A 22438-nucleotide genomic window follows, 5' to 3' on the forward strand; every position below is an offset into this window, starting at 1 on the left:
CAGGTCAAGAACAAAACAAGCTCTTAGAGAACAAACATCAGACAGAAAGCAAAGAGTCCCGAACGTAAATCACGTTTGTTTCATCGCCTTCATTCAAGGCGGGGGCATTAACCGGGCGAATGATGAAACCTTCACAATGAGCAAGGTTCGCCAGCATGGCACTGTCTTGCTTATCATAAGGCGTTGCAACCAGTTGTCCGTTTTCGTTATGAGCAAAGACCGCGCGCATAAATTCCTGTCGCGCCCCATTGGCTTTCACAGCACCGCCCAGAATGGCCCGAATAGGTTTATCCTGTTCAAACGGCAAGCCTTGCATTTTCTTCAAAGCAGCACGCAGGAAAATAAAGGCAGTCACATAAGCCGATACCGGATTACCAGGCAACCCCATTGCAGGTTTATCTTTTATGCGGCCAAACATAAACGGCTTACCGGGTTTGATCGCAATCCGGTAAACATCAATATCCAGACCTTCTTCACCCAAGACATTGCGAACAAGGTCATATTCACCAACCGAGACACCACCGGATGTCACCAGCAAATCTGCCCCCTCCACACCGGCAAGCATGGATCGTAGGGAACTTTCGCTATCTCCTGCAATCCCCAAATTGATGGCTTCCCCGCCCATCGCGGTTACCATTGCACCAACCATCAAGGAATTGGACGAAATAATCTGGCTATCGCGCAACGCTTCACCGGGCATAACCAGTTCATCACCCGTTGCCAAAATCGCGACACGCGGTTTGCGATAGACATGGACCCACGGCACATTCATTGCACAAAGTAATCCAATGTCACGCGCGGACAGAATTTGGCCTTTCTTGATCAGGATATCGCCTTTAGAAAAGTCCAGCCCGGCGCGGCGTACGAACTTACCTTCAAACGCAACTTCCTTAAAGGTGATCAGATCGCCATCGACCTCGGTATCTTCCTGCATGATGACCGCGTCTGCCCCCGCAGGTAACGGCGCACCTGTAAAGATACGCACACATTGCCCGGATTGCAGCGTCCCCATAAACGGACCACCGGCTTGTGACTCCCCAACGCGTTTAAGCGTCACAGGATGTTGAGGGATATCAGATGAAACCACCGCATAGCCATCCATTGCAGAAACCGGGGCAGGGGGCTGGGTTAAGCGTGCGGCCACATCTTCAGCCACCACACGGCCCAAGGCATCGGCAACAGAAACCATTTCAGCAGGCAGGGTGCGAATACCTTCTTCAACTTTGGCAAAGGCATCGTTTAAGGGAATTAAACTCATTGTGCGACGAACTTTCCTGATTTGCCGCCTTCCTTATAGGTAAGACGCACATCCGTGATCGTCATTGCCTTATCAACGGCCTTACACATGTCATAAACGGTGAGACAGGCGACGGAGACCGCTGTTAAGGCTTCCATTTCGACGCCGGTACGACCCTTAAGTTTACAAGTTGCCTCGACATCCACGGCATTACGTTCGGGTACACAGATCAGTTCCACTTTTACAGACGTCAGCGCCAGTGGGTGACATAACGGTATTAAATCAGGCGTCTTTTTCGCCCCCATAATCCCCGCCAACTGCGCAACACTAAGAACATCACCTTTCTTCATGGTGCCGTCCATAATGCGGGCCAGCGTTTCAGGCTGCATAACGACACTGCCTTTTGCAGTTGCGCTGCGTTCTGTAATGTCTTTTTCCGATACGTCGACCATCACGGCGTTCCCGTCCTGATCGAAATGCGTGAACTGATCGCCCATATGGTTCCTCTTGAAATATCGTATTAGATGTTAGCGGGCCAAAAGTGCTTGTGTCGCGGCTTCCACATCATCCTGTCGCATCAAAGATTCCCCAACAAGGAAACAGTTGGCATTGACTTTGGACATGCGGGCCAAGTCTTCCGGGTTAAAAATCCCACTTTCGCAAACCAGCAATCGGTCTTTAGGTGCCATCGGGGCCAGACGTTCCGTTGTCGTCAGGCTGATTTCCATCGTCTTCAGGTTTCGGTTGTTCACGCCGATTAATTTGGATTTCAATTTCAGTGCACGTTCCATTTCTTCTTCATCGTGCACTTCAATCAAGCAATCCATCCCGTAAGACAGGGCTTTTTCTTCCAACTCTGCTGCCAAATCATCTGATAACGCGGCCATGATCAGTAAGATACAATCAGCACCCAAGGCACGGGCTTCCGTGACCTGATAGGGATCAATCATAAAGTCTTTACGTAAAACCGGCAGGGATACAGCATTGCGCGCCACAACCAGATATTCGTCAGCCCCTTGAAAATAGGGAACATCTGTTAAAACAGACATACAAGCCGCACCACCTGCTTCATAGGCCTTGGCAATTTCAACCGGATCAAAATCCGGACGGATCAGACCTTTGGACGGAGATGCTTTCTTGATTTCCGCAATTAAACCATATTGTTTTGCACGCACCCGTGATTTCAGCGCACTGATAAACCCGCGCGGTCTGGATGCTTGCTTGGCTGCAACTTCCAAAATGTTCAGGCTTTTGCGTTTTTTACAATGTTCAACGTAGTCCCGCTTATCAGCACAAATTTTTGCCAGAATATCACTCACTGACTTATTCTCCGTTAGTGGCCTTGACCAAATTCTGCAAAGCCATCTTTGCCTTACCTTGATCAATCGCCTTTGCTGCCATCGCCATACCATCAGCCAGACTTGTCACTTTATCTGCAACCATCAAAGAGGCAGCAGCATTTAACAACACAACATCGCGGTACGGGCCGGTTTCACCATCAAACAAGCGATGGATCGCGGCCGCATTATAAGCTGCATCACCGCCTTTAAGATCTTCTTCACCGACCAACGATAATCCAAGATCACCGGGATTAATTTCAAATTCACGGACTTGACCGTTTGCAAACTCCGCCACATAAGACGGACCCGTTGTCGTGATTTCATCCATGCCGTCACTGCCATGCACGATCCAGACTTTCTCACTGCCCAAACGCCCCAGCACCTCTGCCATTGGGCGCACCCAGCGTTTATCGAAAACCCCGGTCATTTGGCGTTTCACTCCTGCCGGATTAGACAACGGCCCGACAAGGTTGAAAATCGTACGCGTGCCGAGTTCCACCCGGTGCGGACCGACAAAACGCATGGCTGTATGATAAAGCGGGGCCATTAAAAAACCGATCCCGACTTCGGCAATGGCTTTTTCCACTGTGGGTACAGGGGCTTCCATATTCAACCCAAGACTGGAGAGAACATCTGCGGCCCCGGATTTTGAAGACAAAGCCTTGTTACCGTGTTTTGCAACCGTCACACCACAACCCGCCACCACAAAAGCCGTCGCTGTTGAAATGTTCAGCGTTCCTTTGGCATCCCCGCCAGTACCAACAATATCAATCGCATCGGCCGGTGCCTTGATCGGGCGCATTTGTTCGCGCATCGTCGTCACAGCGCCTGTGATTTCATCTACAGTTTCACCACGCACACGTAACGCCATCAAAAAACCGCCAATTTGTGCCGCGCTTGCTTCACCTGTCATAATAATATCAAAGGCGGCTTTGGCTTCTTCCTGCGTCAAGGTCAAACCATCGGCAACCTTGGCAATAAGGGGTTTCATCGCGTCACTCATCTGGCTTATCCCTGTTTTTCTGCGAGTTCTAAAAAGTTTTTCAAAAGCTGATGCCCATGTTCAGAAGCAATGCTTTCTGGGTGGAACTGCACACCGTGAATGGGCAATTCTTTATGCTGCACCCCCATAATCACACCATCGTCCGTTTGTGATGTCACCTCCAGACAATCAGGCATGCTTGCCGGATCTATGGTCAAGGAGTGATAGCGCGTTACAGCCAGCGGCGAAGGAATATTAGCAAAAACACCTTTGCCTTCATGGTGGATCGGGCTGATTTTTCCATGCATGGGTTCAGGGGCACGCACAATCTTTGCCCCAAAAGCCTGACCAATGGATTGATGCCCCAGACAAACCCCGAAAATCGGCAACTTGCCAGATGCTTTTTCAATCAATTCCAGGCAAATGCCAGCCTGATCCGGGTCACAAGGGCCGGGGGATAAAATGATCCCTTGCGGATTTAAGGCCATCGCCTCATCCGCACTGAGCACGTCATTTCGCCGCACGACCATCTCCGCCCCCAGTTCCCCAAAATAGTGAACGAGGTTATAGGTGAAGCTATCATAATTATCAATTAACAGAAACATATCAGCAACTTACATGTAAAAGTTCAGGTGTCACACAAAGCAGATACCCCAAACAAAATTCTTTATGGACGCAGAATGCAAGCAGACTGCCGTAAGGTCAAGGTGAATATAGCCATAAAATGTCACCAAATTCGAATAATTTATCCCTTGACCTTGCCCTTACTGGAAAGACCATATAACATTACAGTTAGATGGAAGGTAAAGCCATGACAGAGTATAAACTGAACATCATCGGAATGACGTGCGCGTCTTGCTCCAGCCGCATTGAGAAAGTTCTCAACCGCATGGACGGTGTCAAAGAGGCAACGGTTAATCTCGCCATAGAACAGGCTCATATCAACGTAAGCGATGACGGCGTATCCGTTGGTGATTTGATTACCATGGTCGAAAAAGCCGGATTTGGTGCCACTGAAATACGTGACGATACGATTGAGCCGGAAGAAAAGCCCGATAATCGCGAAAAAGGGATTTTAACCTTCTGCTTGCTCTTAACCATTCCCTTGGTTGCTCCGATGATCTTGATGCCCTTTGGGGTCACATGGCATTTAAACGGCTATGTTCAGCTTTTACTCGCAACCCCGGTTCAACTGGTTGCCGTTTATCGCTTTTATGGTTCTGCCTGGGCCGCACTTAAAGCATTGACGGGAAATATGGATTTGCTTGTTTCCCTTGGGACAACAGCGGCCTTTGGCCTCAGTCTCTATGAGTTATTTGCCCCATCCGGCAATCATCAAGCCCTGTATTTCGAAGCGGCGGCAGCAGTGACCAGCTTAATCCTGTTGGGAAAATGGTTGGAAAATCGTGCCAAGCACGGGGTTACACAGGCCATTCGTGCCTTGATGCATTTGCGCCCGGAAACAGCCCGCAGACAAGAAGGTGATATGGAAAAGACCGTTTCTGTCAGCGACATTCGCCTTGGCGACATTATCATTGTCAAACCCGGTGAAAATATCCCGGTCGATGGAAAGATTATCAAAGGCCGCAGTGAACTGGATGAATCCATGCTCACCGGGGAAAGTATGCCAGTCACAAAAACTGTGGATGATGAGGTTACAGGCGGGGCGATTAACGGATCCGGATTGCTGGTCATTGTAACGACTGCAATCGGCAAAGAAACAGTGCTATCCAAGATTATCGAGATGATCCAAGGCGCCCAAGCCAGTAAAGCCCCTGTGCAGAAACTCGCAGACCGTATTGCCGCCATTTTTGTCCCCATTGTCTGTATTATCGCCGCGTTTACCTTGGTTGGCTGGCTGATTTATGGGGTCAGCAGCGATATTGCCATCATTAACGCCGTAACAGTGCTTGTTATCGCATGTCCTTGCGCCCTTGGCTTGGCCACGCCAACTGCGATCATGTCCGGGACCGGGGTCGGTGCACGTCATGGCATTTTGATCAAGGATGCGCAATCACTGGAACTTGCCCACAAGATCGACACTGTTATTTTCGACAAAACAGGAACGTTGACCGAAGGCAAGCCCGAACTGATTGACCAAAGCGGTGATTTTCTTTTTGTCTCTGCCAGCTTGCAACAAGGCAGTGAACACCCCTTGGCAAAAGCCTTTATCACCGATACGAAATTATCAAAAGTTCAAGATTTTCAGGCGACCACAGGGCAGGGGATCAGCGGACAAATCGACAATGTTGTCTATCGCTTGGGCAATCGCAAACATATGCAAAACGCGCTTGCCCCCTTTGAAAGTCAGGCCCAAAAATGGGAAGAATGCGGCCACACGGTTGTTTGGTTGGAAAATGATGAAAGCGTCCTCGGTATTTTTGCCATTGGCGATCAAATCAAAGCCAGTGCCAAACAAGCCATTGCCACCTTGAAAGAAAAAGGAATTACACCAGTGCTCCTGAGTGGGGACAATAAAAAAACGGCGCAAAGCGTTGCTCAACAAGTTGGCATCGAAACCGTTATTGCCGAAGTTCTGCCCGCGGATAAAGCTGATCAAGTCAATCAATTGAAGGCAAAGGGCGCCACGGTTGCAATGGTCGGTGATGGCGTCAACGATGCCCCCGCCTTGGCTGCTGCCGATGTCAGCTTTGCAATGGGCACCGGATCGGACGTTGCCATTCACAGTGCAGGCATAACGTTGATGCGTGCCGACCCTGCATTGGTGGCACAAGCCATTGATATTTCAAATGCAACCTACAACAAAATACGTCAGAACCTGTTCTGGGCCTTTTTCTACAATGTCGTTGCCTTACCGGCTGCGGCGCTCGGTTTGCTTAATCCGGTAATTGCCGGTGGTGCAATGGCGCTCAGTAGTGTAAGTGTGGTCACTAACTCCTTGTTATTGAAACGGTGGAAGCCATGAATATAAGTAAGGTCTCCAAATTAACCGGCATCAGTGCCAAGACCATTCGTTATTATGAAAGCATCGATCTGATGCCAGAACCGGCACGCGCCGATAATGGCTATCGCGATTATTGCGAACGCGATGTTGAAATCCTGCGCTTTATCCAAAGCGCCCGCAAAATGGGGTTTCCTTTGAAAGATGTCGGTAATCTTCTGGAACTTTGGCAAGATAAAAATCGTGCCTCTCGCGACGTGCGCGAACTTGCCAAACGTCATATTGAAGAAGTCGAAAGCCGCATCAAGGAACTGGAAGGCATACGCAACACCCTAAAAAATCTGGTGGATTGCTGCCACGGGGATGATCGCCCGGATTGCCCGATCCTAAACAGCTTTTTAAAGGAAGACAGCTGTGGCTGCGCCGAAACCACGGACTAAAAAAAAGAAAAAAACAAATCTGGGACCGCTGATCGGCGCATTGCTGATTGGCGGACCACTGGTTTATGGTGCTGTCTATTTTAAAGATCGGATATTCAACCATAATCCGCCAAAAAAAACTCAGGATCAGGCATGGTACAAGGAACATGCCCAAGCACCGGAAATGATCCGGCTGCCTGATGCGCCGCTTATTTTGGCTGCAAAAGACGCCGAGATCGACCCCCATGTGCGTGAGTTACCCCCCAAACGCCCCTTAAGAAAACAGATCCCTTCCGAAGCGAAGCCGCGCATCAACAGTGTCGATATGACGGCAAAACCCCAGCCGCCTGCCGCTGTTTATGAAGAAGCTTTGCCTCAGGACGTGTATACGCCTGCAATTGTTCCAAATACAGAACGCGCCCCCGTCATCATTGCCCCGCAACACTTACAACCGCGCTGGATGCAATATGCTTTAAAAGTGGACATGCCGACCAATAAACCCATGATTGCCGTTGTTATTGATGATTTAGGATTGGATCGTAAACGTACGGCACGCACATTGGCGTTACCCGCCCCATTGACGATGGCTTTTATCCCTTATGCCAAAAGTCTGGATAAACAAACCGCAACAGCGCGCAACAACGGACACGAACTTTTGGTTCACCTGCCAATGGAACCTTTGAATGAGAAATTAGATGCTGGTCCAAACCATTTAAACACCCATCTTGCCCATGAAGACCTGCAAGACCGTATTCATTGGAATTTGGAACGTTTTGGCGGCTATGTCGGTGTTAACAACCATATGGGCAGTCGCGCAACAACTGATAAGACAGTAATGAGCGCCCTCATGGCGGAATTGCGTAATCGCGAAATGTTATTTTTAGATTCCCGTACCAACGCAAAATCTGTTGGCGGTGAAATGGCCGCGCAGGAAGGGGTTCCTTTTGCAGAACGCAATGTCTTTCTGGATAACGTGAACGACAAAACAGCCGTGCTCAAACAATTAAGCTTATTAGAAAGTGTTTCACGAAAAACAGGCTTTGCCGTCGGTATCGGGCATCCGCGCGACGGTACCATTGCTGCCTTAAAAGAATGGCTCCCCTTGGCACACAGCAAGGGGTTTAGCCTTGTGCCCATCTCGCAAATCGTATTAAAGAAACAAGAATTGAGTTAAGGAGTTCCATGATGACAAATACATATATCGTTGACGGCATGACATGTGGTCATTGCGCACAAGCTGTTACAAATGCCCTTAAATCCTTAAATGATACAGCCGACATTCAGGTTGATCTGGAAAAGAAAACCGTACAGGTCAGCGGTATTGACGATGAAGCGGCAATTTCAGAGGCTATCGAAGACGCCGGCTTTGATTTTAAAGGAAAATCAGAATGAACTTTGGTTACCTGCTTCCCGTTTTTGTCACCGTCTTTCTGGCTGAACTGGGGGATAAGACCCAATTGGCAACGGTTTTGTTCGCTTCAGATAAAAACCACAGCCCCTTATTCGTCTTTATTGCCGCTGCTGCCGCTTTGGTTGCCTCTACGGCAATTGCTGTCATTTTAGGGGCTGCTGCGGGGAAATATCTCGACAATATCCCGTTGAAACTAATCGCCGGCATTGGCTTTATTGCCATCGGGGCATGGACGGTCTTTGATCATTTCAAAGCATAAAAATAGCGTCGATCCAATATGTTATCAGGATTGACGCTATTATATTTTTTAATAATCAGAACAAAATCAGTTCCGCACCTTATCATCAGATGCAAATTTATAAGCTTCTTCTGCTGCGCGCACCAAGGCCCGTGCCTTGTTGATACTTTCCTGATATTCACCTTCCGGGCTGCTATCAGCGACGACACCACCACCGGCTTGAACATACATTTTTCCATCTTTGACTAAGGCTGTGCGCAAGGCAATGGCGGTATCCATATCGCCATTGGCCCCGAAATATCCAATACATCCGGCATAAAAACTGCGACGTTCTGGTTCCAGTTCATCAATAATTTCCATCGCCCGGACTTTAGGCGCCCCGGAAACGGTCCCTGCGGGGAAACCACCGATCAACGCATCCATATTATCAAACCGATCTGTATCCAGCTCACCGACCACATTGGAGACGATATGCATCACATGGGAATAAAGCTCGACAATCATTTTATCGGTAACTTTAACCGTCCCGATTTTCGCAACACGTCCAACATCGTTGCGCCCCAGATCCAGCAACATTAAATGTTCGGCCAATTCTTTAGGGTCAGACAAAAGATCTTCCATCAGGGCTTTATCTTCAGCGGCATCTTTGCCGCGAATACGCGTTCCAGCAATCGGACGAATAGTCACTTCACCATCGCGTTGACGTACTAAAATTTCAGGACTGGACCCCACCAATGAAAATTCCCCAAAATTAAGGAAGAACAAGAACGGAGACGGGTTCAATCGACGCAATGATCGATAAAGCGCGAAAGGTGGCAATTCAAAGGGTAGGGTAAAGCGTTGCGACAAAACGGCCTGAAAAATATCACCGGCCAGAATGTATTCTTGTGCCTTATGAACCATGCCGTGAAAATCTTCACGGCTCATATTCGACACAGGTTCCGGTAATTCGCCAATATTTTCATTAAAATCACGGCTGATACGCAAACTGGATTGCAGACCATCTACAATTTCCTGCAAACGATCCAGTGCTGCATCATAGGCATCCTTTGCGCTTAATCCCGTCTGTGGGCGCACAGGCGTGACAATCGTGACCACGTCTTCGATATTATCAAAGGCGGCAATGATCGTCGGGCGCATAAACACCCCATCAGGAATACCAAGCGGATCAGGGTTATTATCCGGCAACTTTTCCATCAAGCGCACCGTGTCATACCCCATATACCCCACAAGGCCGGCAGCCATCGGGGGCAGGGGATCTGGTAGCTCAATCGCACTTTCGTCAATCAAGGCCCGCAAGGAATCCAGCGATGTTTTATCACAAGCTTCAAAGGTATCACGTGTCAATCCGGCATTGCGGTTGATCTCTGCCTTTTCCCCGAAACACCGCCATGTCACGTCGGGTTTCAAACCCAAAAATGAATAACGACCACGCTTGGCACCGCCTTCAACAGATTCCAACAGGAAACTATCAGGCTCACCTTGCGCCAACTTCATCATCGCAGAAACAGGCGTTTCCAGATCGGCAACCTGCTTGGTCCATACAACCTGTGCCATTCCATTTTGATAAAGTTTTTCAAAAGCAGAAAATTCGGGGAAAGCAATCATATTATTGAGACTCTGACACAAAGAGACGATTGACCATGGCACGATCGATATTAACGCTGTAGCGGCTGCGCAGGGCATTTATGAATTGGGTCTGCATATCGTTAGAAACCGCATTCACCATTTCACCACGCAATACTTCGATCTGAGATTTATCGGCATCACCGTCTGTGGATTTAATTTCGCTTAGAACGGCAATGACTTGACCGTTTTGTGTTGCGCCAATCGCTGTCTCGCCAACTTTGCTTTCAAACAAAGTTTTAACGACATCTTTCGGCAATTTTGCATCCATACGGGTAAAGTTCATTTCGCTGGTCAATACCAATTGCGCTTCTTCTGCCACTTGTGCAATCGGTGTCCCTGATTTGATCTTGGCAACAACATCTTCTGCCTTTTTCTTCGCAGCATCAAATTTTTTCAAATCAAGAACAAAAGATTCAACAGCCAGTTTCACATCCTCAAACGGACGCGCTTTACTGCTGGTAATATTGTTGACACGGACCATGAAATAACCGCCTAGGCCATCATCTTTCATGACCGGTTCAGCATTCATATCCAGTTGGAAGGCCTCATCCAAAATGGCTTGCTGCCCTTTTAACGCGTCGACCTTCTTATAATCTTTGCTGTTGGCGCGATCATCTGTTGATTCAACAATCACAACATCGAAACCGACGGCCTTTGCCGCTTCTTCAATTGTCGCACCGCCGCCCAAGGCATCTTCAATTTGATTTGAAATTGCAAACACTTCTTCAGTTGCCATTTCAAGGGCGACTGCATCACGTAATTCATCTTTCAAATCGTCAAATGTCGGATCAACCGCTTCCACTGCATCGCTGACATGTACAATGTGCCAACCCAGCAGGGATTGAACCGGCGCACTGGCTTCGCCTTTAGACAGGGCAAAGGTGACTTCGCGCAGGTCTTCCGGCAATTCTTCTTTTGTCACATCACCAAGTTCCAGCACCTCGCCACCTAATTCAGCAAAGGCTTTACCCTCAGCCAGTTCTTGTGCGGCTTTCTTGGCATCTTCTTCATTTGCGAAAACAATTTGTTCAACGGTACGGCGCGCCGGCTTTTTAAATTCAGCATGGCGGGCACTGAACGCATCTTCGATCTTTTCAAGGGGAACGTCGATTGTTTTGGCAATCGCAGCAGGTGTAATATGCAGCAGGGTCAAGCCGCGATATTCAGGGGCCATAAATGAATCGATATTATCTTCGTAATATTTACGAATTTCTTCTTCGGTCGGGGCAGGGACATCGCCAACAGTATCCAGACCAACATTCAAAACCTCTGCAGAACGTTTTTCCTGTAAATAGACATACAAGTCTTTCGCTGCACTTTCCGGCATATAAACACCACTGTTTAAAACACTGATGACTTGCTCACGTGCAAGATCACCACGCACAAGCTCAATATATTGTGCTTCGTTTAAACGGTTGGAAAACATAACTTGTTCAAACCGTGCCCGGCTGAATTTACCCTCGTCCAAAAACATTTCTGTCGATCTGATTTCTTGAGCGACTTGTTCATCACTAATCGCAACATCAAGATCGTCCGCATTTACTGCCAAAAGGGTACGGTTGATTGCACGATCGACCACACTGCCGCCAATGGCCTTGGACAAGTTTTCATCAACCCCTTGGTCGCCGGTCAACTGACGCATACGGGCCATTTCACGTTGAAAATCATTAAAGACTTCCTGTGCCGCGATTTCCTTGCCACCAACTGTAGCGACTGAATTACCGGTTGCAGCGGGGCGCAACATATCCCCAATCCCCCATGCCGCGAAACTCGCGATCAACAGGAATAAAAGGGTTTTAACGACTATAGAATTAGAGTGTTTGCGAAAACCATCGAGCATGATGAAGACAATCCAACGATTAAGAGGAGTTATAAATTTGGTGCGCATCATAAGTAAGGAAACACGACCTCGCAACAGCTTAAACACCCAAATTTTGCCAATATTGTGACAAAGGACCTCTTTTCATCCACAGAACACAGAAATTTGACGTAACAACACCGCGATATTGATCATTTTTTCGATTATCTTCTAGCTCTCAATAGTCAAATTGTGTAAAAGCAGGACACATTTTAAACATCATTTCCCATGACAAAATGAATGAGGGTTGGACATTATGAGTACACGACGTCCATTAATTGCCGGTAACTGGAAAATGAATGGCCTGCGTTCTGATGCACGCGCCCTGGCCGATGAAGTTGGTACTTTGCGCAAAAACAAATCGCACGGCGCATTTGATTTGTTAATCTGCCCCCCCTTCAGCGTCATTGAGACCGTCGGCCATGTCATTGATGGAACCGGTGTCTTTTTAGGGGCACAAGATTGCCATACCGCAGAAAAAGGCGCACATACGGGTGATATTAGCGCCGCCATGTTAAAAGATGCCGGATGCAGCCACGTTATTCTAGGTCATTCTGAACGTCGCACCAACCATAAAGAAACCGACGAACTGGTAGAACAAAAAGCCGTCGCAGCACATTCTGAAGGCTTAATTGCTATTATATGTGTTGGTGAAACCGAAGCTGAACGTGAAAACGGCAAAACATTGGATGTGGTCACCGCGCAAATTAAAGATTCTGTTCCGCAAGGAGCAAATGCTGACAATACGGTCATTGCCTACGAACCTGTTTGGGCAATTGGCACTGGTAAGGTCGCGACTCCTAATGATGTCCAAAACGTACATAGCGATATTCGAAAAAATTTGGCCGCCAAACTTGGTCAAGAAGCGGCTGATGACATTCGTATTCTTTATGGCGGCTCGATGAAACCTGAAAATGCCAAGGAATTACTGGCTCTCCCTGACGTAGATGGCGGGTTGATCGGTGGTGCTGCCTTAAAAGCAGAAGATTTTTGGGCAATTGCGCAAAGTTGTCCTAGCCTTTAGTTAAACTTCGCGCTAAAAGAAGCGCCAAGATTTTTTCGCGGGCGTAAATTTTACGCTCGCTCGATTTGTTTGAATGTAAGGATGGAAGAGAAGCGATGACAAACGTACTTCTCGTTATTCATTTGATCTTGTGCCTCGGCCTGATCATTTTGGTTTTGATCCAACGCTCTGAAGGCGGTGCTTTAAGCGGCCTTGGTGGCGGCGGTGGCGGTGGTATGAGCGGTCTTATGACAGGGCGTTCCACAGCAAACTTGCTGACACGGGCAACAGGGTTGCTTGCAGGTGGCTTTATGCTGACAAGCTTAATCCTGTCATTGCTTGCCAATGCAGAGCGCAACACGACCTCTATTTTAGATACGGACACAGGTGCACCGGCGGCAGTAGAACAATCTGCACCGGCACCGGAAAAGTCCAATGAGCCGGGTGCGCCTCTAGCAAAATAAGTTTTTGCTTTTGGTTTAAAAAGCAAGCTTGAAATTGGATGAAAGAGGCGGTCAAATGGCTGCCTCTTCTTCTTTTAATGAATTTGATCGACGTTTAGGTTGTTTGATATGACACGTTATATTTTTATCACTGGCGGTGTGGTTTCATCCTTGGGTAAAGGTCTGGGTTCAGCTGCGCTGGGTGCCTGCCTCCAAGCGCGCGGCTTTAAAGTTAGACTGCGTAAACTGGACCCTTATCTTAACGTCGACCCGGGCACCATGAGCCCGTATCAACATGGCGAAGTTTTCGTCACCGATGATGGGGCGGAAACCGATTTGGACCTTGGACACTACGAACGTTTTACATCGGTCAATGCCATGCAAAGCGATAACGTAACGTCTGGGCGAATCTATTCCACCGTTATTCAAAAAGAACGCGCCGGTGAATATCTGGGGGCAACAGTACAAGTCATCCCGCATGTAACCGAAGCGATTAAAGAATTTACCAGAGCCAATGTAACAGACGAAGATTTTATCCTTGTTGAAGTCGGCGGCACAGTCGGTGACATCGAATCCTTACCGTTTTTAGAAGCTATCCGCCAAATGGGGAACGAGTTGGGACGGGGACGTACCATGTACCTGCACACAACTTTGGTCCCTTATATCCCGGCGGCTGGTGAATTAAAAACCAAACCGACCCAGCACTCGGTCAAGGAATTGCTTGGCCTCGGCATCAGCCCGGATGCTTTGCTCTGTCGCTGTGATCGTGAAATCCCGGCAGGCGAACGACGCAAAATTGCCCTGTTCTGTAACGTGGCCGAAGATGCTGTTATTCCGGCACTGGATGTGGATACCATCTACCGCGTACCACTTTCTTATCATGAAGAAGGCTTGGATACGGTCGTCCTTAAACATTTTGGCATGGCTGCACCGGAACCGGATCTTTCCCAATGGGAAGAAATCGTTCACCGTGTTTTGGAACCGGAAGGTGAAGTCAACATCGGCATTGTCGGTAAATATACAGAACTGCTGGAAGCCTATAAATCATTGGCCGAAGCCATGACCCACGGCGGTATAGCCAACAATGTCAAAGTCAACCAGCACTGGATTGATGCGGAAAGCCTTCTCGAAGAAGGTGGTTTGGCGCAATTGGAAGATAAAGACGCTATTTTGGTTCCCGGCGGTTTTGGTGAACGCGGCGCAGAAGGCAAAATTGCTGCCATCAAATACGCCCGTGAAGAAAAAGTCCCTTATTTTGGGATCTGTCTCGGTATGCAAATGGCTGTTGTGGAAACAGCCCGCAATATGGCCGGCATTGACGGGGCAGGGTCTTCCGAGTTCGGGGCTTGTAAAACACCGATCGTTGGCTTGATGACCGAATGGGCAAAAGAAGACGGCAGCAAGGAAAAACGCAGTGAAGACGGCGACCTTGGCGGCACAATGCGCTTGGGTGCTTATCCTTGTACACTTGTGCCGGATACCTTGGCCTACAATATTTATAACGGTGTAAATGAAATTTCAGAACGTCATCGTCACCGTTACGAAGTCAATGTCGATTTCAAGCAAAAACTCGAAGAGGCCGGCATGAAATTCTCAGGCCTGTCACCGGACGGTATTTTACCTGAAATCGTCGAATTGCCGGGACATCCGTTCTTTATCGGTGTTCAGTTCCACCCCGAACTGAAGTCGCGCCCGACAAACCCGCACCCGATCTTTAAAGCCTTCATCAAGGCGGCGATCGAACAGAACCGTTTGGTATAATCAAGGGAAATAATCATGGTTGCGCAAAAACACGTTCAAGTCGGCAATGTCACCTTTGGCAATGATCTGCCTTTTTGCCTGATCGCCGGCCCTTGTTCTATGGAAGGGCGCAACCACGCCTTGGAAATGGCCCATGCCTTAACAGAAATGTGTTCTGATCTCGGTATCGGTCTTATTTATAAATCTTCTTTTGATAAAGCCAATCGTACATCGGTGGCAGGCAATCGTGGTATTGGCATTATGCCAGCCCTTTCCATCTTTCAGGAAGTGAAAGACACATACGGTTGCCCCGTTATCACCGATGTCCATACCGAAGACCAATGCGCGGTTGTGTCTGAAGTTTGCGACATGATGCAAATTCCGGCCTTTTTATGCCGTCAGACCGATCTCCTTTTGGCAGCAGGTCAAACAGGCAAGGCAGTAAATGTTAAAAAAGGCCAATTCCTTGCCCCATGGGATATGCCCAATGTCTGTAAGAAAGTCGCATCAACCGGTAATGAGAACATCTTAATTACCGAACGCGGTTCCAGCTTTGGTTACAACACCCTTGTGACAGATATGCGCGGTTTGCCGCAAATGGCCCATGATACCGGCTATCCGGTCATCATTGATTGCACACATTCCGTTCAGCAACCGGGCGGACAGGGCAATAGTTCTGGTGGCCGTCGCGAACTGGCCCCGGTCATTGCACGTTCTGCCATTGCCCTAGGTATTGCAGGGGTTTTTGCCGAAACCCACAACGACCCGGACAAAGCCATTTCAGATGGCCCGAACATGATCCCGGTCCACAAGCTGAAAGGCGTTCTGGAAACACTGAAAGCCTTGGATGAAGTTGCAAAAGCCAACCCGGTCGATCTGGTTGGTATGGCGACTTATTAAGTTGTTCGTGAAAAAGCAAACACTTAAATCAACAAAAAATTTGCGAGTCTCATAAAAACACGTTAAACAGGCAAAGTATACAAATAAAGCCAGTTTAAAATAAGGGTGTATGGTATGTCTTTCCTGCGATTTTCCGCTTATTTCTTCACGATCATTATCTTGAGCGGCTGTGTCGCAGAACGTGTGAAAAACGGTAATACTTTTAGGCCGGATGTTATGATCGACGGGGCAACATCCCAAAAAGAAATCTGCCTTCGTGACAAACAATCAGTCTGGGTAAGCTGGCAAAAACAATCCGAATGTCTTAAATATTTTTCGCATGGCTTGAAGGACAATACCAAACAGGCGATGGTCTATCTTCACCCCAGTTTTGCCAGCCTTGAACTGGTTGGACAATATGTCACTGATGTATCTGAAGTTTATAACACTTTCACCCCTGGTTTCATGCAGGCGGTTGCCTATTCCAATGCTTCTCGCGCAGATATGCCCTTTATCTTTATTGGACGACCGGGAACCTTTGGATCCTCCGGCTATCACGGTGAGCAATTTGGCGAAGGAAACCACCGTTTAATTAATGCTGCCTTGAATCAAATTAAAGCCAAACACGGAATTGAAAAACTGGTGATAGCATCACAAGGATCCGGATCAAATGTGGCGGCCTCTTTATTGACATGGCGCAATGACATCAGTTGTGCTGTCTTAAGCAATTATCGCGGGTCTAATCTTGATTATCTTGATCAAAAATTTAATGCCCATGCCGTTCGTGAAAGCGGTATCCAAATGGCATATGATCCCGCGTTACACGTTGACCAGATCCCGACCAACAAAAACCGCCAGATTATCCTGCTTCACGATCAAGTCGGAACCGGAGAAACTGTTGAATCTGTTGGCATTTACACTTACAAAGTGCAACAGTATGGGCATAATGTAAAATTGTTTGACATGACCTATTCAATCAAAAAAGATAACAACCATCCCTTGGGTCTTAATGTCCTGATTGCGGCAGCCTGTGCGCATGAATTACCAACCAATAATTACGTGAAAACAATCCACAACGCACCGAGTGTATTCAATGTAATACCCGCCATACAAAATGCGCAGGGGCAAGATATGCAAGGCATTGTGGAAACATTGACACAATTAAAAAGCCTTTCAGAAAATTAATTCAGGCACAATGCAACATCTTAATTTTAAGGGTGGCCCTCTCAAGCTAAGGGTGTCACCCTTTTTTTCTATTAAATATTTCGCACATCTAATTATTAGAAAAATTTGTTTTCATTCCCTTTTCCTACCTTAAGCCCATAATGCTTGCATTTCTGCGCTCAACACAGTATCAAACGGGCACTATTTTCCATTTTGTATTCTGATCTTCCGAGAGGGCTTTTTTAATGAGCGCCATTATCGATATTCACGGTCGCGAAATTCTCGACAGCCGTGGCAATCCTACTGTTGAAGTTGACGTTTTGCTGGAATCCGGTGCGTTTGGTCGCGCTGCTGTTCCGTCCGGTGCGTCCACCGGTGTCCACGAAGCCGTTGAACTGCGCGATGGCGACAAAGAACGTTACCTTGGCAAAGGGGTTGAAAAAGCTGTTGAATCCATCAACGGTGAAATCTTTGATGCACTGCTGGGTATGGAAGCTGACGAACAATTATTGATCGACCAAATCATGATCGATCTGGATGGCACAGAAAACAAAGGCCGTCTGGGCGCAAACGCCATGTTGGGCGTTTCAATGGCAGTTGCACGCGCTGCGGCCGAAGAAGCTGGCTTGCCGCTTTATAAATACCTCGGTGGTGTCTTTGCCCGCGAATTGCCGGTTCCTTTGATGAATATCATCAACGGTGGTGCACATGCCGATAACCCGGTTGATATTCAGGAATTCATGATCATGCCGGTTGGTGCGTCTTCCATCCGCGAAGCCATTCGCATGGGTGCCGAAGTATTCCATGCCTTGAAAGCTGCGCTGAAAGCTGCGGGTCATAACACCAACGTTGGTGATGAAGGTGGTTTTGCACCGGCTGTTGGCTCTTCTGAAGAAGCGTTGAGCTTCATCATGACAGCTATTGAAAATGCAGGCTATACAGCCGGCGACGACATCGTTCTGGCCCTGGATGTTGCCTCTTCTGAATTCTACAAAGACGGTAAATACGAATTGGCGGGCGAGGGTAAATCTCTGTCTTCTGCTGAAATGGCTGATTATCTGGCTGATCTGGTCGAAAAATTCCCCATCGTTTCCATCGAAGACGGCATGGACGAAGACGATTGGGAAGGTTGGAAAATCCTGACCGATAAAATTGGTGATAAATGCCAATTGGTCGGGGATGATCTGTTTGTAACCAACCCAAAACGTCTGGCTGATGGGATCAACCAAGGCGTTGCCAACTCAATCTTAGTCAAAGTTAACCAAATCGGCACCCTGTCTGAAACGCTGGAAGCTGTCGAAATGGCACAGAAAGCAGAATATACAGCCGTTATTTCACATCGTTCCGGTGAAACTGAAGATTCGACAATTGCCGACATTGCAGTTGCAACAAATGCCGGTCAAATCAAAACAGGCTCCCTCAGCCGTTCTGACCGTATTGCAAAATACAACCAATTGATTCGCATCGAAGAAGAGCTTGGTTCTTCTGCTGTTTATGCAGGTCGTTCGGTTCTGCGTAAATAAAAGAAACGTTTCTCGTTTTTTAAAAAGGCCGTCTCTGATGAACCGGAGGCGGCCTTTTTCTATTTATTTTGTCGAACAATCACAATCCATATAGAATTTGTTTACCAATTGTGTGCATAAAAAGAAGATCGATACTTCTTTTGGATAGGGTGAAATGAAAGCTTGGCGCACCATCAGAACCAAGTTTCAACCGGGAATTTTTCTCCCGGTTCTTGGTGTGTGCGTGGTTCTCAATTTTGCCTATCATTTTGTACAAGGCGATGGTGGTATCCGTGCCTTGCTTGATTACCAAAATCGCATTGAGAAAACCCGGCTGCAATTAGATCAAATCCGTGCAGAACGCCAACAGCTTGAACATCGCGTTTATTTACTACGCTCTGATAGTTTAGATCCCGATATGCTGGAAGAACGTGCGCGTGCCGTTCTCAATTTTGCCGCTCCAAGCGAGTTTGCTATTGTTATTGAATAGGACAGACACAGTTATGACTGCAAAAAATTTACCAAATCCGCCATATTATGCAGTCATTTTCGTTAATCAACGCACCCCTGATGATAACGAAGGATATGGCCAGATGGCGGATCGCATGGTTGAACTGGCACAATGCCAACCCGGTTTCTTAGGCATGGAGAGCGTGCGTGAACCCGCCGGCAAGGGAATCACCGTTTCTTATTGGCAAGATCTGGATTCTATTCAAGACTGGAAACAAAACCTTGAACATATTGAAGCGCGCAAACTAGGTAAGGAAAAGTGGTACGAAGATTATCAATTACAGGTCGCGAAAATTGAACACGGCTACCGTTGGATTAAAAGTTAGTCTTATCTGATTAATTACCCCTTGATTCCATTAGATATTTCTCTTACTCATTCATACAATTGTATTTTTTGCAGAAGAAAGGGGACGTCAGGTAAATGGAATGCAATAATATTGTTCCCAATCTCGAATTCTACAAAAACTTATGTGCGCATATTTCTGACGCTGTCTATTTGATAGAACCAGACAGTTCAAAAATTTTATGGGTAAATCCAGCAGGCTATAAGGACTTACTGATGGACGAAGAAGATGTTCTTCATCAATCCGTACTCAGCTTGCAAAAAGATGTGATTGGCCCTCAACAATGGTCCTCAATTGCGCAAGTCATACGTGATACAAAATGCTTCACCTTCATTGGAAGCCATAAACGAAAAGATGGCACAATTTTCCCTGTTGAAGTTATCACTTCAGTTATTCAATATCAGGATAAGGAACTTTTTCTTTCTATTGCCCGCGATATTACCAATCGACAGCTGCAAGAAACCGACCTTATTGGCCGCGAAAAGAATATATGGACCGCCATAAATTCCAGTTCTGATGGGGTTTGGGATTGGAATATTATAGATAATAGTGTCTATTTTTCCCCCAGCTTAAAAAGAATGTTGGGATATGGTCCTGATGAGATGGAAGCAAAAGTCGACACGTGGACAAACAATATTCACCCCCATGATTTATCTCGGGTCATGCAAGCTCTTGAAGAACACATTCAAGGGACACGCGAAAAATTTGAATCCGTCTATCGACTAAAAAACCGAAACGGGCATTATTTATGGGTTCATGATGTCGGATGCATTACTGAACGTTTAAAGAATGGTGAGCCGCTCAGTTTAACAGGGATTGTGCGCGATATTACCGATTACAAAGCACATGAACTACGCTTGATGGAAATGGCAGCATATGATGAATTGACCGACCTTAGAAATAGACGGGAATGTATTCGTATTTTTGACAAGCAGTTGGAATTTGCCTCACGCAACAAGCACCAACTTAGCGTACTGATATTTGATCTCGATTTTTTCAAGACCGTAAATGATAAATATGGTCATCTGGCCGGCGACCAAGTGTTAAGAGACATTGCCCAACTTCTAAAGCAACATGTACGAAAATCGGATTATCTGTTTCGCTGGGGTGGGGAAGAATTCATGCTGATTTGCCCCTCAACATCGCGTGAGGAAGCCTGTATTTTGGCTGAAAAAGTGCGCGATGTGATCGAAAAACACATTACACATTACAAAAACATCCCCATTTCCATTACGGCCAGTTTTGGCCTTTCAACCTATCCAGAAAATGCGCATTCACGCGAAGAGTTGACTCTCAGCGCAGACTCGGCCCTCTATACGGCAAAATCTAAAGGGCGTAACTGTGTGGTTTACGCAAAAACCAAGCCCGGACAAGCCCCCCTTTGATTTTTACAAAATAAAATCACACCTCCCCGAATCTGGATGTTTACCCGGTATTCAAATACCGCCACCTTGCTTATTTGAATTTTTTGCACCGCAATAAGTGCAATCCTTCTAAAAAGTACACTTATTGTTCCCATTACAAACAATATACACCTCAATAAAATAAACTGCTATTTAGTTAATACGCAGGTTTTACTTGGTTCTTGATGGTGGCACTAACAATCAAAGCAAATCCAAAACAGAGCATAAGGTTAAGGCTTAAATTAACCACTATGCAGTTTATTTATATTTTTGCACTGCAATACAAACAGTTACACCCCTTGAAAAACTTGCATCTCAGTCCCTTTTTAGGTTTTAAGAAGATATAAATTTGCTTCGTATCTATTGCCGATCATGGACAGCCAAGGGGAGCCCTTATGGCAACACAAACAAAACGTACAACTCGGGGTAAGAAAAAGTCACCTGAGTCCACACCTGAAGAACTTATCAAATTCTATAAGGACATGTTGTTGATCCGCCGCTTTGAAGAAAAAGCCGGTCAACTGTATGGCATGGGCCTTATCGGTGGTTTCTGCCACCTTTACATTGGACAGGAAGCCGTTGTTGTCGGCATTCAATCCATCGCCAATCCACAAGATACATTGATCACATCCTATCGCGACCACGGTCATATGCTGGCCTGCGGCATGGACCCGGACGGCGTTATGGCCGAATTGACAGGGCGCGAGGGCGGCTATTCCAAAGGGAAGGGCGGCTCGATGCATATGTTCTCAAAGGAAAGTGGCTTTTACGGCGGCCACGGGATCGTTGGGGCACAAATTCCGTTGGGAACTGGTCTTGCCTTTGGTCACAAATATAAAGAAGATGGCGGCGTCAACTTTGCCTATATGGGTGATGGCGCGGTCAATCAGGGCCAAGTTTACGAAGCTTTCAACATGGCGGCCCTATGGAAATTGCCAGTCGTTTATGTCATTGAAAATAACCAGTACGGCATGGGTACGAGCCTGGAACGTGCGTCCAGCAACACAAACCTGTCTCAACGCGGGGCCGCACATGGTATTCCCGGCATTCAGGTCAACGGCATGAGCGTTCTTGAAGTGCGTGAAGCCGCACGTGAAGCCGCTGAAAAATGTCGCCGGGGCGAAGGTCCGGTCATTTTGGAAATGAAGACATACCGTTATCGCGGGCACTCTATGTCCGACCCGGCGAAATATCGCCCGAAGGAAGAAGTCCAGAAAGTCCGTTCAGAAAGCGACCCGATTGATTTCGTTCGCAATCTCTTGATCGAAGGCAATCACATGGACGAAGCCGGTCTCAAAGAGATCGACAAAGAAATTAAAGCCATTGTGACAAAGTCCGCCGAATTTGCCCAAACCAGCCCGGAACCAGCAGAAAGCGAGCTATGGACCGACGTGTTGGTCGAAGCCTAAGCGTTTAAGAGATAGAGGAAAAAAT

At 47.3% G+C, this 22438-nt stretch carries 22 protein-coding genes; 15 read left to right on the forward strand and 7 right to left on the reverse strand.

The window, feature by feature from the left end; all coding sequences use genetic code 11:
• Window positions 1-37: 37 nt before the first annotated feature.
• The 5 genes from glp to ACI0FF_RS10345 are packed head-to-tail and all read right to left on the reverse strand — an operon-like array spanning window position 38 to window position 4164.
• Window positions 38-1258 carry a molybdopterin molybdotransferase MoeA gene (gene glp / locus ACI0FF_RS10325; RefSeq protein ID WP_419796777.1) on the reverse strand — a complete coding sequence of 407 codons (1221 nt, stop codon included), beginning with the start codon at window positions 1256-1258 and terminating at the stop codon, window positions 38-40.
• Complete coding sequence (gene moaC, locus ACI0FF_RS10330) at window positions 1255-1734, reverse strand: cyclic pyranopterin monophosphate synthase MoaC (protein WP_419796778.1); 480 nt, start codon at window positions 1732-1734, stop codon at window positions 1255-1257. The genes glp and moaC overlap by 4 nt, the downstream gene beginning before the upstream one ends.
• A gap of 30 nt (window positions 1735-1764) precedes the next feature.
• Window positions 1765-2556 (reverse strand): indole-3-glycerol phosphate synthase TrpC, encoded by a 792-nt coding sequence (gene trpC / locus ACI0FF_RS10335; protein ID WP_419796779.1) that lies wholly within the window; start codon window positions 2554-2556, stop codon window positions 1765-1767.
• Window positions 2557-2560: 4 nt separating this feature from the next.
• A complete protein-coding gene (gene trpD, locus ACI0FF_RS10340) occupies window positions 2561-3580 on the reverse strand; it encodes an anthranilate phosphoribosyltransferase (RefSeq protein WP_419796780.1) in 1020 nt (339 codons plus the stop codon).
• Window positions 3581-3585: 5 nt separating this feature from the next.
• Window positions 3586-4164 carry an anthranilate synthase component II gene (locus tag ACI0FF_RS10345; RefSeq protein WP_417820831.1) on the reverse strand — a complete coding sequence of 193 codons (579 nt, stop codon included), beginning with the start codon at window positions 4162-4164 and terminating at the stop codon, window positions 3586-3588.
• Window positions 4165-4370: 206 nt separating this feature from the next.
• Between ACI0FF_RS10345 and ACI0FF_RS10350 the strand changes: the two genes are divergently transcribed.
• Genes ACI0FF_RS10350 through ACI0FF_RS10370 form a run of 5 tightly spaced genes read left to right on the forward strand, consistent with a single transcriptional unit; the run spans window position 4371 to window position 8550 of the window.
• Entirely contained in the window at window positions 4371-6485 is a 2115-nt protein-coding gene (locus ACI0FF_RS10350; RefSeq protein ID WP_419796781.1) for a heavy metal translocating P-type ATPase, read from the forward strand.
• Window positions 6482-6901, forward strand: coding sequence for a Cu(I)-responsive transcriptional regulator (cueR, locus tag ACI0FF_RS10355; RefSeq protein WP_419796782.1), 420 nt, complete (start codon window positions 6482-6484; stop codon window positions 6899-6901). The genes ACI0FF_RS10350 and cueR overlap by 4 nt, the downstream gene beginning before the upstream one ends.
• Window positions 6876-8054: a divergent polysaccharide deacetylase family protein gene (locus ACI0FF_RS10360; protein WP_419796783.1), complete on the forward strand. Its 1179-nt coding sequence runs from the start codon at window positions 6876-6878 to the stop codon at window positions 8052-8054. The genes cueR and ACI0FF_RS10360 overlap by 26 nt, the downstream gene beginning before the upstream one ends.
• Before the next feature lie 8 nt (window positions 8055-8062).
• On the forward strand, window positions 8063-8272 hold the full coding sequence (locus ACI0FF_RS10365) for a heavy-metal-associated domain-containing protein (protein ID WP_419796784.1): 210 nt from the start codon (window positions 8063-8065) through the stop codon (window positions 8270-8272).
• Window positions 8269-8550 (forward strand): TMEM165/GDT1 family protein, encoded by a 282-nt coding sequence (locus ACI0FF_RS10370; RefSeq protein ID WP_419796785.1) that lies wholly within the window; start codon window positions 8269-8271, stop codon window positions 8548-8550. The genes ACI0FF_RS10365 and ACI0FF_RS10370 overlap by 4 nt, the downstream gene beginning before the upstream one ends.
• Before the next feature lie 66 nt (window positions 8551-8616).
• Here ACI0FF_RS10370 and trpE read toward each other — a convergent pair whose 3' ends face one another.
• Complete coding sequence (gene trpE, locus ACI0FF_RS10375; RefSeq protein WP_419796786.1) at window positions 8617-10137, reverse strand: anthranilate synthase component I; 1521 nt, start codon at window positions 10135-10137, stop codon at window positions 8617-8619.
• Window position 10138: 1 nt separating this feature from the next.
• Window positions 10139-11998: a SurA N-terminal domain-containing protein gene (locus ACI0FF_RS10380; RefSeq protein ID WP_419796787.1), complete on the reverse strand. Its 1860-nt coding sequence runs from the start codon at window positions 11996-11998 to the stop codon at window positions 10139-10141.
• 274 nt (window positions 11999-12272) lie between these two features.
• Here ACI0FF_RS10380 and tpiA point away from each other — a divergent pair, with 274 nt between their 5' ends.
• From tpiA to pdhA, 10 genes are all read left to right on the forward strand, one after another.
• Window positions 12273-13040, forward strand: a complete 768-nt coding sequence (gene tpiA, locus ACI0FF_RS10385; protein WP_419796788.1) for a triose-phosphate isomerase — start codon at window positions 12273-12275, stop codon at window positions 13038-13040.
• A 95-nt stretch (window positions 13041-13135) separates the two neighbouring features.
• Entirely contained in the window at window positions 13136-13483 is a 348-nt protein-coding gene (secG, locus tag ACI0FF_RS10390) for a preprotein translocase subunit SecG (protein WP_419796789.1), read from the forward strand.
• A 108-nt stretch (window positions 13484-13591) separates the two neighbouring features.
• Complete coding sequence (locus ACI0FF_RS10395) at window positions 13592-15223, forward strand: CTP synthase (RefSeq protein ID WP_419796790.1); 1632 nt, start codon at window positions 13592-13594, stop codon at window positions 15221-15223.
• A 15-nt stretch (window positions 15224-15238) separates the two neighbouring features.
• The gene (kdsA, locus tag ACI0FF_RS10400; protein WP_417820821.1) at window positions 15239-16102 is read left to right on the forward strand and encodes a 3-deoxy-8-phosphooctulonate synthase; all 864 of its coding nucleotides are present in this window, start codon (window positions 15239-15241) and stop codon (window positions 16100-16102) included.
• 114 nt (window positions 16103-16216) lie between these two features.
• Window positions 16217-17266 carry a hypothetical protein gene (locus ACI0FF_RS10405; protein WP_419796791.1) on the forward strand — a complete coding sequence of 350 codons (1050 nt, stop codon included), beginning with the start codon at window positions 16217-16219 and terminating at the stop codon, window positions 17264-17266.
• Window positions 17267-17490: 224 nt separating this feature from the next.
• Complete coding sequence (gene eno, locus ACI0FF_RS10410; protein WP_419796792.1) at window positions 17491-18768, forward strand: phosphopyruvate hydratase; 1278 nt, start codon at window positions 17491-17493, stop codon at window positions 18766-18768.
• A gap of 154 nt (window positions 18769-18922) precedes the next feature.
• Window positions 18923-19237, forward strand: coding sequence for an FtsB family cell division protein (locus ACI0FF_RS10415; RefSeq protein ID WP_419796793.1), 315 nt, complete (start codon window positions 18923-18925; stop codon window positions 19235-19237).
• A gap of 13 nt (window positions 19238-19250) precedes the next feature.
• Window positions 19251-19583, forward strand: coding sequence for an antibiotic biosynthesis monooxygenase family protein (locus tag ACI0FF_RS10420; RefSeq protein WP_419796794.1), 333 nt, complete (start codon window positions 19251-19253; stop codon window positions 19581-19583).
• A gap of 95 nt (window positions 19584-19678) precedes the next feature.
• Window positions 19679-20986 carry a sensor domain-containing diguanylate cyclase gene (locus ACI0FF_RS10425; RefSeq protein WP_419796795.1) on the forward strand — a complete coding sequence of 436 codons (1308 nt, stop codon included), beginning with the start codon at window positions 19679-19681 and terminating at the stop codon, window positions 20984-20986.
• A 413-nt stretch (window positions 20987-21399) separates the two neighbouring features.
• Window positions 21400-22413, forward strand: a complete 1014-nt coding sequence (pdhA, locus tag ACI0FF_RS10430; RefSeq protein ID WP_419796796.1) for a pyruvate dehydrogenase (acetyl-transferring) E1 component subunit alpha — start codon at window positions 21400-21402, stop codon at window positions 22411-22413.
• Window positions 22414-22438: the final 25 nt, after the last annotated feature.

Source organism: Terasakiella sp. 4MB5A, from assembly GCF_050058155.1.
GTDB classification, from domain to species: domain Bacteria; phylum Pseudomonadota; class Alphaproteobacteria; order Rhodospirillales; family Terasakiellaceae; genus Terasakiella; species Terasakiella halodenitrificans.